At 71.6% G+C, this 14,822-nt stretch carries 15 protein-coding genes; 9 read left to right on the forward strand and 6 right to left on the reverse strand.

What is annotated here, in order from left to right; translation table 11 throughout:
* The first annotated feature begins 279 nt into the window (after positions 1-279).
* Positions 280-1,473: an enoyl-[acyl-carrier-protein] reductase FabV gene (locus ACFRAR_RS30970; protein ID WP_380702196.1), complete on the forward strand. Its 1,194-nt coding sequence runs from the start codon at positions 280-282 to the stop codon at positions 1,471-1,473.
* Between the two features lie 94 nt (positions 1,474-1,567).
* Here the strand turns inward: ACFRAR_RS30970 and ACFRAR_RS30975 are convergent, their stop codons facing one another.
* The 6 genes from ACFRAR_RS30975 to ACFRAR_RS31000 all read right to left on the reverse strand — a co-directional run bounded on the left by ACFRAR_RS30975 (position 1,568) and on the right by ACFRAR_RS31000 (position 7,887).
* The gene (locus tag ACFRAR_RS30975) at positions 1,568-2,011 is read right to left on the reverse strand and encodes a MarR family winged helix-turn-helix transcriptional regulator (protein ID WP_380702198.1); all 444 of its coding nucleotides are present in this window, start codon (positions 2,009-2,011) and stop codon (positions 1,568-1,570) included.
* Complete coding sequence (locus ACFRAR_RS30980; RefSeq protein ID WP_380702200.1) at positions 2,008-3,831, reverse strand: MFS transporter; 1,824 nt, start codon at positions 3,829-3,831, stop codon at positions 2,008-2,010. Before ACFRAR_RS30980 ends, ACFRAR_RS30975 begins: the two co-directional genes overlap by 4 nt.
* Positions 3,832-4,051: 220 nt before the next feature.
* Positions 4,052-5,287 carry an MFS transporter gene (locus tag ACFRAR_RS30985; protein WP_380702202.1) on the reverse strand — a complete coding sequence of 412 codons (1,236 nt, stop codon included), beginning with the start codon at positions 5,285-5,287 and terminating at the stop codon, positions 4,052-4,054.
* Positions 5,284-6,255 carry an LLM class flavin-dependent oxidoreductase gene (locus ACFRAR_RS30990; RefSeq protein ID WP_380702204.1) on the reverse strand — a complete coding sequence of 324 codons (972 nt, stop codon included), beginning with the start codon at positions 6,253-6,255 and terminating at the stop codon, positions 5,284-5,286. Before ACFRAR_RS30990 ends, ACFRAR_RS30985 begins: the two co-directional genes overlap by 4 nt.
* The gene (locus ACFRAR_RS30995) at positions 6,252-7,253 is read right to left on the reverse strand and encodes an FkbO/Hyg5 family chorismatase (protein WP_380702206.1); all 1,002 of its coding nucleotides are present in this window, start codon (positions 7,251-7,253) and stop codon (positions 6,252-6,254) included. Before ACFRAR_RS30995 ends, ACFRAR_RS30990 begins: the two co-directional genes overlap by 4 nt.
* Position 7,254: 1 nt before the next feature.
* Entirely contained in the window at positions 7,255-7,887 is a 633-nt protein-coding gene (locus ACFRAR_RS31000; protein WP_380702208.1) for a DsbA family protein, read from the reverse strand.
* A 300-nt stretch (positions 7,888-8,187) separates the two neighbouring features.
* Here ACFRAR_RS31000 and ACFRAR_RS31005 point away from each other — a divergent pair, with 300 nt between their 5' ends.
* The 8 genes from ACFRAR_RS31005 (at position 8,188) to ACFRAR_RS31040 (ending at position 14,335) form a co-directional block, all read left to right on the forward strand.
* Positions 8,188-8,637, forward strand: coding sequence for a MarR family winged helix-turn-helix transcriptional regulator (locus tag ACFRAR_RS31005; protein ID WP_380702210.1), 450 nt, complete (start codon positions 8,188-8,190; stop codon positions 8,635-8,637).
* Between the two features lie 279 nt (positions 8,638-8,916).
* Entirely contained in the window at positions 8,917-10,386 is a 1,470-nt protein-coding gene (locus tag ACFRAR_RS31010; RefSeq protein ID WP_380702212.1) for an AMP-binding protein, read from the forward strand.
* Positions 10,383-10,652, forward strand: a complete 270-nt coding sequence (locus ACFRAR_RS31015) for a phosphopantetheine-binding protein (RefSeq protein WP_380702214.1) — start codon at positions 10,383-10,385, stop codon at positions 10,650-10,652. The genes ACFRAR_RS31010 and ACFRAR_RS31015 overlap by 4 nt, the downstream gene beginning before the upstream one ends.
* 117 nt (positions 10,653-10,769) lie before the next feature.
* Positions 10,770-11,144 (forward strand): ectoine synthase, encoded by a 375-nt coding sequence (locus ACFRAR_RS31020; RefSeq protein ID WP_380702216.1) that lies wholly within the window; start codon positions 10,770-10,772, stop codon positions 11,142-11,144.
* Between the two features lie 243 nt (positions 11,145-11,387).
* Positions 11,388-12,506 (forward strand): acyl-CoA dehydrogenase family protein, encoded by a 1,119-nt coding sequence (locus ACFRAR_RS31025; RefSeq protein WP_380702218.1) that lies wholly within the window; start codon positions 11,388-11,390, stop codon positions 12,504-12,506.
* Positions 12,507-12,524: 18 nt separating this feature from the next.
* Positions 12,525-13,199 (forward strand): transglutaminase family protein, encoded by a 675-nt coding sequence (locus ACFRAR_RS31030; RefSeq protein ID WP_380702220.1) that lies wholly within the window; start codon positions 12,525-12,527, stop codon positions 13,197-13,199.
* A 9-nt stretch (positions 13,200-13,208) separates the two neighbouring features.
* Positions 13,209-14,015, forward strand: a complete 807-nt coding sequence (locus ACFRAR_RS31035; RefSeq protein ID WP_380702222.1) for a maleate cis-trans isomerase — start codon at positions 13,209-13,211, stop codon at positions 14,013-14,015.
* Positions 14,015-14,335, forward strand: a complete 321-nt coding sequence (locus tag ACFRAR_RS31040) for a DUF6253 family protein (protein ID WP_380702224.1) — start codon at positions 14,015-14,017, stop codon at positions 14,333-14,335. Before ACFRAR_RS31035 ends, ACFRAR_RS31040 begins: the two co-directional genes overlap by 1 nt.
* The last annotated feature ends 487 nt before the right edge of the window (positions 14,336-14,822 follow it).

A 14,822-nucleotide genomic window follows, 5' to 3' on the forward strand; every position in this document is an offset into this window, starting at 1 on the left:
ACCTAGTGGGCCGCGCCGCGGGCGGGGTGGCCGAGCACCGCGGTTGGCCCCGGTGGGCAGTGGCAGAGCACTCCAACGGGGGAACGGCGTTCGCGATCCGGGCCGCCCCGGTCGGTGCTCCGGCTAGCCGAGACGGGACACCCCCGCAATGACGACCCCCGACAATCGCGGGGCGCATCTTCCGTGAGGCCGTGGCAACGGCCCGGGCCACCGGCGCGGATAGGCTCCGGGACGACCGACACCTTGATCACGATCTCCGGATCGGAGAGGCACCACCGCGTGAGCATCCAGCAGATCACCCCCAAGCAGCGGGGCTACCTGATCGTCAACTCCCACCCGGCCGGGAGCGAGGCCACGGTCACCCGCCAGTGGCAGCGCATCGAGCCCGCGGCCACGGCCGGCCGGTCGCCGGTCGCCCTGGTCCTCGGGGCCAGCGCCGGATACGGCCAGGCGCTCCTGCTCGCCGGGCTGCGCCGCCACGGCGTCCGGGGCGTCGGCGTCGCCTACGAGACGCCCGCGTCGGAGCGGCGCACCGCCACCGCCGGCTGGTACCGCACCGCCGCGGTCTCCGCCCTGGTCGAGCAGGACGGGGGCGACGTCACCTTCGTCAACGCCGACGCCTACGCGGACGCCACCCGTGACGAGGTGCTCAAGCTCCTCGCCGAGCGCTACGGTCAGGTCGACTACCTCGTCTACTCGCTCGCCTCACCCCGGCGCACCGACCCGGCGACCGGCGAGGTCCACCACTCGGTGATCAAGCCGCTCGGCTCCGCCTACACCTCGCCGTCCCTGCTCTTCGACGACGGGGCCCCGCGGATCGGCACCGTCGACCTCGCCCCGGCCGACGAGGCCGAGCGGGCGGCGACGGTCAAGGTGATGGGCGGCGAGGACTGGGAGCTGTGGGTGCGGGCGCTGGCCGGCGCCGATCTGCTCGGCCCCGGCTTCACCACCGTGGCGCTGTCCTACGTCGGCTCCGAGATCACCGCGCCGGTCTACCGGCAGGGCACGATCGGCGCCGCCAAGGAGCACCTGGAGGCGACCGCCCGCACGCTCCAGGACGGGCCGCTGGCCGACCGGGGTCGGGCGTTCACCGTCGTGGCGGGCGCGGCCGTCACCCAGGCGTCCACCGCGATCCCGTCCATCGCCCTCTACACCTCGCTGCTGCGCGACGTGCTCGGCGAGGAGGGCTGGCACACCACCGACGACCAGGCCGTGGAACTCTGGGAGCAGCTGACCGGCGCGAAGCCGCTGACCCTGGACGAGCAGGGCCGGATCCGCCTGGACGGCTGGGAGCTCGACCCCGCCGTGCAGGAGCGGGTGCGCGGACTGTGGGCCGACCCGGCGGCCGCGCTGGCCGCCGACCCGGCCGGAGCCTCCTGGTTCTACGACCGGTTCCGGCAGCTGTACGGGTGGGACGTCCCCGGCGTCGACTACACCACCGGGGTGGAGACGGCGGTGTCCTGGCCCGCGTGATCCGGCGGCGCGTCGACGGCGTCCTCGACGTGCCCCGGAGCCGCGCGCAGCCGACGGGTGCTTCGCCGGGCCCGGGCGGGTCGGCGGCGGTGGCTCAGCCGGGTTCCTCCAGGAGCAGTTCCAGGACGGGCAGGGCCGCCTCCAGCGCGCGGCACTGTTGGGGGGTGAGCCGGGTGCTGCGGCGGGCCAGCAGGGCGGTGCGTTCGCGGCGGATCCGGGCGAGGGTCTCCAGCCCGAGCGGCGTGGGGGCGAGCAGCTGGGAGCGTCCGTCCTGCGGATCCGGGGTCTTGGCGACCAGGCCGTCGGTGACCAGCGGGGTGACCGTGCGGACCATGGACGGCACCGCCACGCCCTCGCGGGCGGCGAGTTCGCCGAGCCGCAGCGGCCCGTGCTGCTCCACCCGGGCCAGGGCGGAGAGCTGGGCGGCGGTGAGGTCCTGGTCCCCGGAGGCGCGCACCAGCTGGCGGTTGAGCCGGCCGATCGCCAGGCGGAGCCGGACCACGGCCTCGGCGGGGAGCCCGTCGCCGTCCGCGCTCACGGCCCGGACTCCTTCTCCGGCGGGACCGGCGGGACCGGCGGGGCGGGCAGGACGGGCGGGGCGGGTGAGGCAGTGGCGGCCGGTGCCTCGTCGTCGTCCACGGCGGCGGGCCGGGGCCGCCCGCGGATGAGCGAGGCGGCTGCGGCGACCAGCGACATCGCGATCGCCAGCCAGAACACCACCACCAGTCCGTCGTGGAAGGGCCCCGAGATCAGCTGGGGGAAGAACTCCCGGCCGGTCAGCACCCGGACGTTCTCCGGCGGCAGCCGGCCGAGCACGTGCGGGCCCAGGAGCTGCTGGATCGGGTTGTAGCCGAGGAAGGCGGCGAACAGGGTGCCGACCGGCGGCAGCGAGGCGATGGTGCGGGCGTCGGCGGCGGGCACGCCCTGGGCGGTCAGTCCGGCGGTGAGGGTGTGCGGCAGCGAACCGGCCAGGCCGGCCACCATCAGGGAGAAGAAGACGCCGATCGACAGCACCATCCCGGCGTTCTGGAAGGTGGCCCGCATGCCGGAGGCGGCGCCGCGGGCCGCGGCCGGCACGCTCGACATGATCAGCGAGGTGTTGGGCGCGGCGAACAGGCCGCCGCCCAGGCCGTTGAGGAAGACCAGCAGGGCGAACCACGGGTAGCCGAAGTCGGTGGGCAGCAGGAGCAGCCCGGCGAAGGAGAGCGCCATCACCACCAGCCCGCCGGCCGCGAAGAGCCGGGCTCCGGCGCGGTCCGAGAGGTAGCCGGAGACCGGTCCGGCGGCCAGGAAGCCGACGGTGAGCGGGACGAGGTAGATGCCCGCCCAGAGGGGGGTGTCGGCGTAGTCGTAGCCGTGCAACGGCAGCCAGATGCCCTGGAGCCAGATGATCAGCATGAACTGGAGTCCGCCGCGGGCGATCGAACCCAGCAGGGTGGCGGCGTTGCCGCCCGCGAAGACCGGGTCCCGGAAGAGCGAGAGCGGGAACATCGGTTCGGCCGTCCGGCGCTCGACCAGGCAGAAGACGGCCAGCAGCGCCACTCCGCCGAACAGCCCGGCCAGCACCCAGGGGTTGGTCCAGCCCATGGTGTGGCCGCCGTACGGCTGGATGCCGTAGGTGATCGCGGCGAGCAGGGCGGTCAGGCCGACGCCGAAGGTGATGTTGCCCCACCAGTCGAGCCGGGCGGGCCGGCGTACCCCGGTCTCGCGCAGCGAGCGGTAGGCCCAGACGGTGCCGAGGACGCCGATCGGCACGTTGACCCAGAAGATCGACCGCCAGTTCCACTCGGCCAGGAGTCCGCCGAGGACCAGGCCGATGAAGGATCCGGCGATGCCCGCGACGATGTTGACCCCGAGGGCCGTGCCGCGCTGGCGGGCCGGGAAGGCGTCGGTGATGATCGCCGCCGAGTTGGCCATCAGCATCGAGCCGCCGACCGCCTGCACCACCCGCCAGCCGATCAGCCACAGCGCCCCCGGTCCGCCGTGCAGCGGGTCGAGGGAGAGGGCCACCGAGGTGAGGGTGAAGATCAGGAAGCCGGCGTTGTAGATCCGCACCCGGCCGTGGATGTCGCCCAGCCTGCCGAGGGTGACCACCAGGACGGCGGTGACCAGCATGTAGCCCATCAGCATCCACAGCAGGTAGCTGACGTTGCCGGGCCGGAGCGGGTCCAGGCCGATGCCGTTGAAGATCGCGGGCAGTGAGATCAGGACGATCGAGGCGTTGACGGTGGCGATCAGGGTGCCGAGCGTGGTGTTGGACAGGGCCACCCACTTGTAGCGGGGGTGGTCCGCTTCCACACCGGTACGGGCCGGGCGCAGCCGCCCGGTCCTGCCGCCGCCGGAGAGTCGTGTCGCCACCGCTGCCTCCTGCCGGCCGGGCCGTGGGGCGGCCGGCGGATCGGACTGGGGATTTCGATAGCTTCCGCCAACTAACGATAGTCCGAAGGCCGTTCGAGCGGTAGCGGAGGGCGCGGGCCGGTCCGGCGGCGGGTGGGCCCGGACGGCCGACGACGTCGCGCACGGGGGGCGCGACGTCGGGTCGGGTGGGCGGGGGCCGCGTCGTCGGGGCCGCGGCCGGTCAGGAGGCCGACACCGGCGAGGGCTCCCGACGTTCCTCGACGGGTGCGCGCACGCGTGTCGAGTTGATCAGGAACACTCCGATGAGCGCCGCGACGGCGGTCAGGGTCGCGAACAGGGTGGACGAGGTGGCGATTCCGGTCAGGTCGCTCAGGTAGCCGGTGAGGATGGAGAGGATCCCGGCGAACAGGTAGCCGCCCGCGCTGAGCGCCGCGTTGGCCTCGGCGAGGCGGGTGGGGTCGACTTCGGTGCCCAGGCGGGAGAAGCCGCCGTACTGGCCCATGCCCTGGCCGATGCCGGCCAGGACCGCCGCGACGGACAGGAGGGCGAGGGAGTGGGCCAGGACGGCGGCGGCGGTGCCGAGCATGGCGGTTCCGGTGACGATCCCCGCGGTGCTGAGGATCCGGCCCAGCGGCAGCTTCTTGATCGCGAACTGGATGCCGGTGGACGCGCCGAACATCATGAAGCCGATCCCGCCGGTCACCAGCCGGTTGCCGGTGTGCAGGAGGGAGGGGAGCAGGATCGGTCCGAGGGCGAGCAGGAGGGAGGTCCCGGTCATGCCGGGGATGTAGGCCATGAGGCTCGTGGTGAGACCGCGGCGGTTGGCCGGGGGCACCGAGGGCAGGCGCAGCCGGCCCGTGCCGGGCGCCGCGCGGGGGAGCGGCGGGGCCGGCGGGTGGAGGGCGTACACGACGGCCAGGGCGGACAGGAGCAGGAGGGCTTCGAGCACGAAGACGGTCACGGTGGGCGCCGGCCAGTACTGGGAGATGCTGCCGCCGAGCAGCGGGCCGGTCGCCAGGCCGGTGCCGATGGCCACCGACGCGGCGAGGACCGCCTGCGGGCGCCGCTCCGGGCCTCCGACGTGGGCGACCGCCGCCGTGCCGGCCGAGAGCGCCGCGCCGACCGCCACACCGGTGAGCAGCCGCGCGACGATCAGGGTGAGCACGTGGGTGGCGGTCATGAAGAGGGCGCAGGAGACGAGCCCCGCGGCCAGGGCGGGGACCAGGACGCGGCGGGTGCCGTACCGGTCGGCCAGGGCTCCGGTGAAGGGCAGGGCGAGGAGCAGTCCGCCGATGTAGGCGGCGAAGATGACCGTCGCCGTGCCGGTGGAGAACCCGATGCGGTGCTGCCAGACGCCGAGCAGCGGGGTGGGGATGTTGGACAGCATGAACACGGCGGTGATCGGCCATGCCGCCGCCCACAGCACCCGGGCCGGGGCCTGGGGCCGGCCGTTCACAGGCCGCGGAGGAGCGGGAGCAGTTCCTGTGCGGTCCGCCGCACCGCGGTGCGGTAGCCGGCCTCCGTCAGTTCGTCGGTGGGAAGGCGCAGGATCAGGTGCCGGGCGCCGTTCTTGACGTACTGGCCCAGCCAGTCGGCGACCTCCTGCGGGGTCCCGCCGAAGATCCCCTGGGTGGTGCGCATGGTGGTGAGGGGAAGGCCGTAGTAGGCGCGGAAGTAGGACCACAGGGTGTCCTCGGCCTGTTGGCGGGAGCGGTCGACGGCGACGGAGAGGTAGACGGCACCGGTGACGGCGTCGGCGGGGCGGCCCGCCTCCTGGCGCGCGGCGGTGATCTGGTCCCAGCCCTCGCGGTACTTCTCGGGCGTGGTGGAGGTGGGCATCCAGCCGTCGAAGTCGCGGCCCGCCCGCCGCAGCATCTTGGGGCCGGAGTGGGCGATCCACAGCGGGGGTCCCTGCGGCTGGTGCGGCAGGGGCAGCAGGGCCGCGTCCTGGAGCCGGTAGTGCTTCCCTTCGTACGAGAGGGGTTCGCCGCGGGCCGCCCACAGGGCCTGGCAGATCTCGACGGTCTCCCGCATCCGCCCGAAGCGGGTGCCGAAGTCCAGCCCGTAGTTGGCGAATTCGCGTTCCGTCGCGGGGGAGGCGAAGCCGGATCCGATGCCGGCGATCAGCCGGCCGGCGGAGATCCGGTCGAGGCAGGCCAGTTCGTGCGCCAGGTGGACGGGGGCGCGCAGCGGCATGAGGACGGCGGTGCCCAGCTGCAGCCGCTCGGTGGCCGTGGCGGCCGCGGCGAGGGCGAGCAGCGGGTTCATCCGCGAGCGGGCGAGGGGGGATTCGCCGGCCCAGACGGAGTCGAAGCCGGACTCCTCGGCCAGGGCGGCGATCGAGGCGAGGTTGCCGGGGTAGGGGCCGTCGTCGATGACGGACTCGCGTCCGGGCAGGACGATGCCCACCTTGAGGCCGGTCACAGGTCCCACCCCCGGGCGGGGACGATGCCTTCGATCTCGACGAGGAGGTCGTCGCGGCAGACGGCGACGTTGAGGTACTTCACCTCAACGCCAAGACCAAGCGTTTCTTCACAGACCGCGCGTACCGCCGGAACATCGTCGTCATGTCGTACGTACACCTTGATCATCCGAAGGTCTTTCAGGTCGTGGCCCGCGGCCTCGATGCCCTGGGCCGCGAGGTTCTCGCGGGAGATGAGGTGGGCGATGTTGGCCAGGGTCTCCCGGGTCTGGCGCCGCACGTCACCGCGGTGGACGGTCTCGTGGCCGAGGATGGACGCGGTGCCGGAGACGTAGAGCGTGTCGTCGAGCAGGGTGGCGCGGGCGAAGCTGGGCGGCTTGGGGCCGTACTGGTCGGGGTAGTGGTAGGCGGAGGTCTGCCGGCTGTTCTCTATGTGCCGGGGCGCGCCTCTCTTGGTCGCCAGCAGGAAGAAGGCGATGCCGCGGCCCTGGGTGCCGATTCCGGTGGCGGCGGGAAGCTGGGCGGTGCTGTCGCCGCCCATGTAGGTGTGGAACGCCTGGGCGCGGCCCTGGACGAAGTCCTGGTAGACCTCCATGCCTTCGGCGTTGGTGCCGACGATGTCGCCGACGAAGTTCCACATCCGGAAGACGTGGCTGTAGTCGAGGTAGTCGACGATGGCGAAGGCCTTCTCGTACAGGGCGCGCACCGGCGGGGTGTAGACGGCCTGTTCGGGGAGGAGCCCGGCGACGAAGAGGTGCCGGCCGTTGTGGGCGTAGGCGTGGTCCCCGCGCAGGGTCCAGCGCGGCCGGCCCGTCACGGTCCAGACCTCGCGGAAGGCGTCGCCGCCGGTGACGGCCATCGGGATGGTCAGGTCGGGGTGGCCGCCCCGGCCTCGGGCGAGGCCGGAGGTGTCGCCGTAGGTCACGGTGGCCAGGACGTGGCGGTCCTGCTCCGGGACCGGCGGCTGGGTGGCGGGGGTGAAGTGGGCGCGGATGGTCATGTCAGCAACCTCCGTCGATGCCGCAGGCGGCGCCGTAGACGATTTCCTGGTCGGCCTGCGCGTCGAGGATCGCCTTGCGCAGTTGGCCGGGGCGCGGGACACCTTCGATGCGGGTGTCGCCGACGATGATGGTGGGGACGGCGTGGACGCGGTGGGCGGCGGCCTCGCGCAGGGCCTCCTGGTGCTTGGCGCGGTAGGTCCCGTTGTCGAGCGCGGCGCGGAACTCGTCGGCGTCCAGGCCGATTTCGCGGGCGAGTGCGGTGAGGACGTCCGGTTCGCCGAGGTCCTGGTCCTCCTGGAAGAAGGCACGGAACATGCGCCGGGTGTACTCGGTTCCCCTGCCGTGCTCGGCCGCGTACTGGTAGCCCTCGAAGGCCAGCCGGGTGTGGGGCTGCGGGGAGACGGTGGGCAGGGTGATGTCGACGCCCAGGCGACGGGCCATCGGGTACACGGCTCGCTGCCAGACGGCGGGCAGGTAGTCGTCCTCCGGCCGGAGGGTGGGCTCGGGATGGGGGCGGAGTTCGAAGGGCTTCCATTCGATCTCGACGTCGAGGCCCTCGATCGCCTCCTCCAGCGGGCCTTCGGCCAGCATGCAGAAGGGGCAGACGTAGTCGGACCAGATCTGGATCTTCACTGGATCACTCGGCCTTTCCGGCCGGTCAAGGGCTCCCGGGGCGGCACTGCGTGCCCTCGATCGGGGTGTGCGTCACCTTGAGCGGCCATGCGGTGGGTCGGTGGAGACGGCGGAGCGCGGGCCGAAGTGGCCGGAGCTCGTGGTGCCCGGGGTCTTGCGGGCGCTGTGCACATCGGGGAGATTGCTTGTACGTGCAATCAAGTTCGGTGCGTGAACCCCTGAAAACTCAACTGGGGACGCCAGGATCTTGTATGCGCATGTACTCTTCTGTCAAGCAACACCTCTGCAAGGGAGGCACTTATGGCAACTTCACAGCACGCGCCGCTGCGCACCTCCGACCAGGCCGCCTGGAACCGGGTGCTCGCGCTCCACGCGCACGTGGAACGGGAACTGGCCCTGGCGCTCCAGCGGCGGCACGGGATCGGCCTGTCGGAGTACCGCTCGCTGGAGCACCTGCATCAATCCACGACGAGCGAACTGCGGATGCAGGACCTGGCCGACCGGGTCGGCCTGGGCCAGTCCTCGGTGACCCGCCTGGTGGGACGCCTCGAAACGGCCGGCTTCGCCTTCAAGGACCTGTGCCCGTCGGACAAGCGCGGCGTCTACGCGGTCATCACGGACGAGGGGCGCCAGCGGTACCAGGCCGCCCGTGCCACCTATGCGGAGGTCCTGTCCTCCGCGCTGAACACCTTCACCGCCGATCCCGAACTGGGCTTCACCGTCCAGGCGTTGCGCGCGACCCAGCTCTGACCGGGGCCCCGCGGCGCGCCGTGGGGCCGCCCCACCTGCTCCAACCCACCCCGAACGCATCCCGCGTTCGGGGTTTTTTTGTTTGGGCGTGCAAGCGAAGGTGGGTCGTCAGTTGCTTGATCAAGCAATTCAGGTGGCCTGGGTCACACTTACTTCGGCAAGTGGATGCTTGACCAAGCATGGACTTCAGCGGGTAACTTCTAGCTCAACACCGCACGATTCGAACAGCCGACCGGAACCCCGTTACCGGAGGCTGAGCCGACTGCGAGGAATCCCGCCGTGCCATCCTCCCTCCTGACCGAGACCGTCGTCGCCCACGGCGACGAACGTCCCCACCGCATCGCTCTCCACTTCAACGACCAGGCCGTCACCTACGGCCGGCTGGCCGAACTGACCCAGGGTCTGCGCGGTCACCTGTCGCAGCTCGACCTCCCGGCAGGCAGCACCGTCTGCGTGCCGGCGCACAAGACACCGCAGACCATCGCGCTGCTGCTGGCCGTCTTCCACGAGGGCCACATCGCCCTCGCCCCCTCTCCGGACCTGGGCAGCGACGCGCTCCAACGCCTGGCGCAGCAGGCGAGGGTGACCCACCTGCTCACCGCGACCGCCGACGGCGCGCTCACCGCGACGCCGGTGCGGGCCGAGGAAGGGGCGGCGGAGGGATTCGCGGTGGCGGATCCGGAGCGGACCCGGCTGCTGCTGACCACCTCCGGTTCGACCGGCACCCCCAAGATCGTGCCGATCGAGGCCGCCGGGTTCGACGCCTTCGCCGACTGGGCCGTCGACGAGTTCGCGCTGACGCCGGACGAGACCGCCCTGTCGTACGCGCCCCTCAACTTCGACCTCGCCCTGCTCGACATCTGGACCTTCCTCCGGCTCGGCGCGAGCGTCGTCCTGGTGGAACAGGGGCGGGCGACCGACGCCGCGTACCTGGCCGGGCTGGCCGCCCGACACCGGGTCAGCTTCGTGCAGGGCGTGCCGATGATGTACCGGCTGCTGCTCGAACAGGGCGGCTCCTTCGCCTCGGTGCGCCACGCGATCTTCACCGGTGACCGCATGCCGGCCGACCTCCTGCGACGCGTCGCACCCGGCTTCCCCCGGGCCGCCTTCCACAACGTGTTCGGCTGCACGGAGACCAACGACTCCTTCATCCACCACGTCGATCCCGGCGCCTTCGACGGCCCGATGCCCATCGGCCGCCCCATCAACGGCACCGACGCCCTGGTCGTCGACGCCGAGGGCCGGCGCCTCGCCGCGGCCGGCACCGGTGAACTGCTGGTGTCCACGCCGTTCCAGACCGGCGGCTACCTGCGCCAGGACCTGAACGACGCGGTCTTCACACAGTTGGAGGGCCGGGTCTTCTACCGCACCGGTGACATCGTCACCCGCACCACCGAGGGCCTGTACGTCCTCGAGGGGCGCGCGGACTGGCACGTGAAGGTCAGGGGAGTCCGCACGAACCTGCAGGAGGTGGAGAACGTGATCGCGGCCCACCCGGACATCGCGGAAGCCGTGGTCGTACCACTGCCGGACCCGCAGGCCGGAGTCCGCCTGCACGCCCACGTCACCCGACGCGAGGGCAGCGAGCTCACCAGCCTCCGGCTGCGCAGCCACCTGGGCCGACAACTGCCCCGCCACGCCATCCCGGCCTCGGTGCACCTCACCGCGGCCCCGTTGCCCCGCACTTCGACGGGCAAGCCCGACCGGAACCTGATCAAGCAGACCCTCATGAAGGAGAACCGAGCATGAGCACCGCAACCATCGCCGGCGACGTCCGTGCCTACGTCGTGACCCAGTTCCTGGCCGGGGAGGACGCCTCGGACCTCACCGGCGACTACGACCTCCTCGACTCCGGCGTCATCGACAGCCTCGGCCTGGTGAAGATGCTCGCGCACTTCGCCAAGACCTATCAGCTCCCCGTCGACGACATCGACTTCGGCCCGGACGACTTCCGCACCCTCGACGCCATCGTCGCCATGATCTCGGGCCACCAGCCGGCCGCGGCCGCCGCCTGACCGACCGTTCCGACCGCACCGCCGACCGACCGCACCGCAGACCGACCGCACGACCGACCAAGCGCATCGATCGACCGCACCGACCTGTCGCACCATCAGACCCCGAAGGAGAACCAGATGTTCACCCGCAGCCTCGATGATGTCGCCCCCGTCGAGTGGGGCAACGGCCTCAGCTACCGGCTCCTGACCAAGCGTGACGGCATGGGCTTCGCCGTCGCGGACACCCTCGTCCGCAAGGGCACCTCCAGCGCCCTGCAGTACCGCGAGCACCTGGAGGCCTGCTACTGCATCGGCGGGTCGGGCGAGGTCGTCGAGAAGGACGGCACCCGCCACAAGATCGTCCCGGGCACCATCTACGTCCTCAACGAGCACGACCCGCACCACCTGATCGCCTCCGAGGACGAGGACCTCCACCTGGTGTCGATCTTCAACCCGCCGATCAACGGCGACGAGAAGCACACCCTCTCCGAGGACGGCTACTCCCAGTACTGAGCCGCCACCCTCTTTGAGGACGGCAACTCCCAGTACCGTGCCGCCACACCCTTCGGCCGCCGGTTCACCAGCCCCGGCCCGAAGTCCGCACCCCGGCGGGCTTCGGGCCGGGCCCGGGCCGCACCGGTCCGCGTGAGCGTCCGAGCCCGTGGCCGTCCGCTCGTGCCGTGGAACGCCGTCGCGGCACGGCCCCGATCCGCTCTTGCCGCGATCCCACTGTTGGAATGGACCCGAGGATCTCCCGTGACCGATGACCTCTTTCACCTCACCGCCCCGTGGGCCGACCAGCTCAACGCCGGTACTCGCGAGCTGGACGCGGCGGGCGAGTTTCCCCACGACAAGTGGAAGGCCCTCCAGGAGACCGGTCTCCTGCGCACCCACTTCGCGCCGGAGTTCGGCGGAGCCGGCCACAGCCTCACCGAAACGATGCGCGCCCTGGAGGGACTGGGCTACACCTCCCGCGACGCCGGCCTCTCCTTCTCCGCCTCGACACAGATCGTGTCCGTGGGCGTGCCCCTCCAGCGGTTCGCGAGCCAGGAACTGAAGGAGAAGTACCTGCCGAAGATCATGTCCGGTGAGGCGATCACCGCACACGCGATCACGGAGCAGTCCGGCGGGTCGGACGCGATGAACCTGGCCACCGTCGCCCACCGCGACGGGGACCACTACGTGGTCACCGGCGACAAGATGTTCATCACCAACGCCCCGGTCGCCGACCTGTTCCTGCTGTACGTGCGCACCGGCAAGCCGGGCCCCTTCGGCCTCACCACCCTGCTCGTCGAGGCCGGCACCCCCGGCCTGACCGTGGGCCCCGCGATGGACAAGATCGGTCTGCGCACCAGCCCGGTCGGCAGGCTCTCCTTCGACGGACTGCGCGTGCCCGTCAGCCAGCGGGTCGGACAGGAGGGCGCCGGCTTCCGCGTCCTGGACTACGTGATGAAGCGCGAGGTCCTCTTCGGCTTCTCCATCACCCTGGGCGAGATGACCCGGCGCCTGGAGGAGACCATCGCCTTCGCCAAGGAGCGCCGCCAGTTCGGCCAGCCCATCAGCTCCTACCAGGGCGTCTCCCACAAGATCGTGGACACGAAGATGCGGGTGGAGACCGCCCGCAAGTGGCTCACCGACACCGGAGCCAAGGTCGAGCGCAACCAGGACGCCTCGCTCGACCTCGCGGCCACCAAGACGATCGTGTCCGAGGCCAACGTGCAGACCGCGCTGGACGCGGTGCAGATCCACGGCGGCCGGGGCGTGCTCACCGAATTCGGCATCGAGCGGGACCTGCGCAATTCGATCGCCGGAACGATCTACTCGGGAACCTCCGAGATCCAGCGCAACCGCATCGCCATGCTCCTCGGACTCTGAGCGGACAGGAATCCTGACATGAACGACCGACTGGACCTACTCACGCGCCCCACCGCCTTCCTCGACTACGAGACCGACGAGGTGCAGGCCTTCATCGACCACGCCGTCAAGGACCGTGCCGCGGACCGGCGGACCAATGCCATCGAGCTGTACTACGCGGTGCGCGACGGAGTCGACTACGAGGTCTACGGCGCCCCCCTCTCCCCGGAGGGCCTCAAGGCCTCGAACACCGCCACCACCAAGTCCGGGTTCTGCCTGCACAAGTCCGCGCTGTACGCGGCCGCCGTGCGTGCCCTGGGCATCCCGTCCCGTCTGGTGTACGGCGACGTGCGCAACCACCTCGCCTCACCCCGCCTGCTGGACCACATCGGCGGCGACGTGTTCTTCCACGGGCTCACCCAGGTCAACCTGGACGGCAGGTGGGTCAAGGCCACCCCGGTGTTCAACAAGCTGCTCTGCAAGCTGTACGGCATGCCGGCCCTGGAGTTCGACGGACTCACCGACAGCCTCTACCACCCCCACGGGGAGGGCGCCGCCATGGAGTTCCTCACCGACCACGGGGCCTTCGACGACGTCCCCTACGAGTTCGTCCTCGAGAGCATGCGCCGCAAGCACCCCAAGTTCCTCGACGACCGGGGCACCGGCACCGTCGGCGGCGGCCGCCTGGCCGACGAGTCCGTCCTCACCCGGTAGGAGAAGCCCATGACCAGCACCCCCGCGCCCGTCGACGGATGGGACGCCTCGACCCGCATCGGTGTCGTCGTGCCGCACGCCGACGTCGGCCCGGAGGCCGAACTGCAGGCCATCGCCCCCGCGTCGGTGTCCATCCACGGATCGCGCACCCACTTCGCGGCGATGCGCCCGGGCGGCGAGATGGACGAGAAGATCCCGCACGACCCGGTCCTGGCGTTCGTCGAGGCCCCGTACCTGGACAACGCCGTGGAGTTATTGGCGGCCTCCCCTCTGCACGCCCTGACCCTCGCCTTCACCTCCTCCAGCTACGCGCTGAAGGCCCAGGGGGAGAGGGAGCTGTACGAGCGGCTGCTGCCCGTCACCCGGGGGCTGCCGATCACCGGCACGACGCCGGCCGCCCGCGCGGCGTTCGACGCCCTGGGCGCCCGCCGGATCGCGGTGGTCAACCCACCGTGGTTCGACGACGAGCTCTCCGGCCAAGGTGCCGACTACTTCCGGGAGTTCGGATACGACGTCGTGTACCACGGCCCCTGTGGCCTGCCCTCCGACCAGAAGGCCATCACACCCGACAACCTGGCGGCGTGGATCCGCAGCACGGTGGCCGAGCACCGGCCGGAGGCCGTCCTCGTGGCCGGCAACGGCATCCGGGCGGTGGGCACCATCAAGCCCCTGGAGGAGGAGCTCGGCTTCAACGTCGTCACCGCGAACCAGGTGATCCTCTGGCACGCCCTCCACCTCGCCGGCGCGGCCGACACCGCCCACGGCATCACCGACTACGGGCACCTGTTCGCCGTCGGTCCGAAGGACGGCTCCTGATGGCCCTGCTGGACGCACACGGCTACGAGGCCGTGTTCGGGACACCGGAGGGCGACACCTACCGGATCCCGCTGGTCTGCTGGCGCGAGGACGGCGACAACCTGTACGGCATGGTGCTGATCAAGGGGCACCCGCGGCGTACGGACCGGCTGCAGGACTTCCTGCGGTACGACGGCCGACACGGTTCCCGGGGGGCCGACACCGCGCCCACGGCGTTCGACTCGTCGGCGGTGGACGGCGGGCCGGGTGGTATGGACCTGCCGGTGCTCCCCGAAGCGCACGCACCCGCCGGCGCCCCGATGGCGCCCGCGCACTCGTAAGAAGGCGCGAGAACTCGCGAGTTGTGAAGTCCCCTTGTGCAGCCCCCCCTCACTCGCAAGGGGGTCCGGCCGAATCGACGCTCACGTCGATGGCCCGATATCCAACTCCCGGAATCAACGAGGAATTCCGGTCGGCTCCCTCTTCGCCACCGGTCCGAACGGTGGATCCGGCCACGTGACGGGCCGCCGCACCTCGGGGCGGGGCAGGGTGATGTCGCCTCCGGTCGGTCCGGACGCGAACACCGTGCCCCGCCCCGTTCGGTGGGCGGCGGGGGGGGCCGCCCCGCGGCCGGGGGCGCCGGGCACCACACAACACCACCCCCGCGGGGGGGGGGGGCGCAAAAACCGCCCCCCCCCGCCCGCGCCCGCGCCCCGCACCGCCTTACTCACTGAGCCTCAGCCCACGCTGTGCCTGCCGCACTGTGCGTGTGCCTGCGGCGCGGCACTGTGCGAGTGCCTGCGGCTCGCTGTGCCTGCGGCACTGTGC

Source organism: Kitasatospora sp. NPDC056651 (assembly GCF_042792155.1).
Classification (GTDB): Bacteria; Actinomycetota; Actinomycetes; order Streptomycetales; family Streptomycetaceae; genus Kitasatospora.

Coding starts and splice junctions, on each gene's coding strand:
- ACFRAR_RS30995 (WP_380702206.1), bottom strand. CDS start 7,253: ATGACCATCCGCGCCCACTTCACCCCCGCCACCCAGCCGCCGGTCCCG.
- ACFRAR_RS31005 (WP_380702210.1), top strand. CDS start 8,188: ATGGCAACTTCACAGCACGCGCCGCTGCGCACCTCCGACCAGGCCGCC.
- ACFRAR_RS31015 (WP_380702214.1), top strand. CDS start 10,383: ATGAGCACCGCAACCATCGCCGGCGACGTCCGTGCCTACGTCGTGACC.
- ACFRAR_RS31020 (WP_380702216.1), top strand. CDS start 10,770: ATGTTCACCCGCAGCCTCGATGATGTCGCCCCCGTCGAGTGGGGCAAC.
- ACFRAR_RS31030 (WP_380702220.1), top strand. CDS start 12,525: ATGAACGACCGACTGGACCTACTCACGCGCCCCACCGCCTTCCTCGAC.
- ACFRAR_RS31035 (WP_380702222.1), top strand. CDS start 13,209: ATGACCAGCACCCCCGCGCCCGTCGACGGATGGGACGCCTCGACCCGC.
- ACFRAR_RS31040 (WP_380702224.1), top strand. CDS start 14,015: ATGGCCCTGCTGGACGCACACGGCTACGAGGCCGTGTTCGGGACACCG.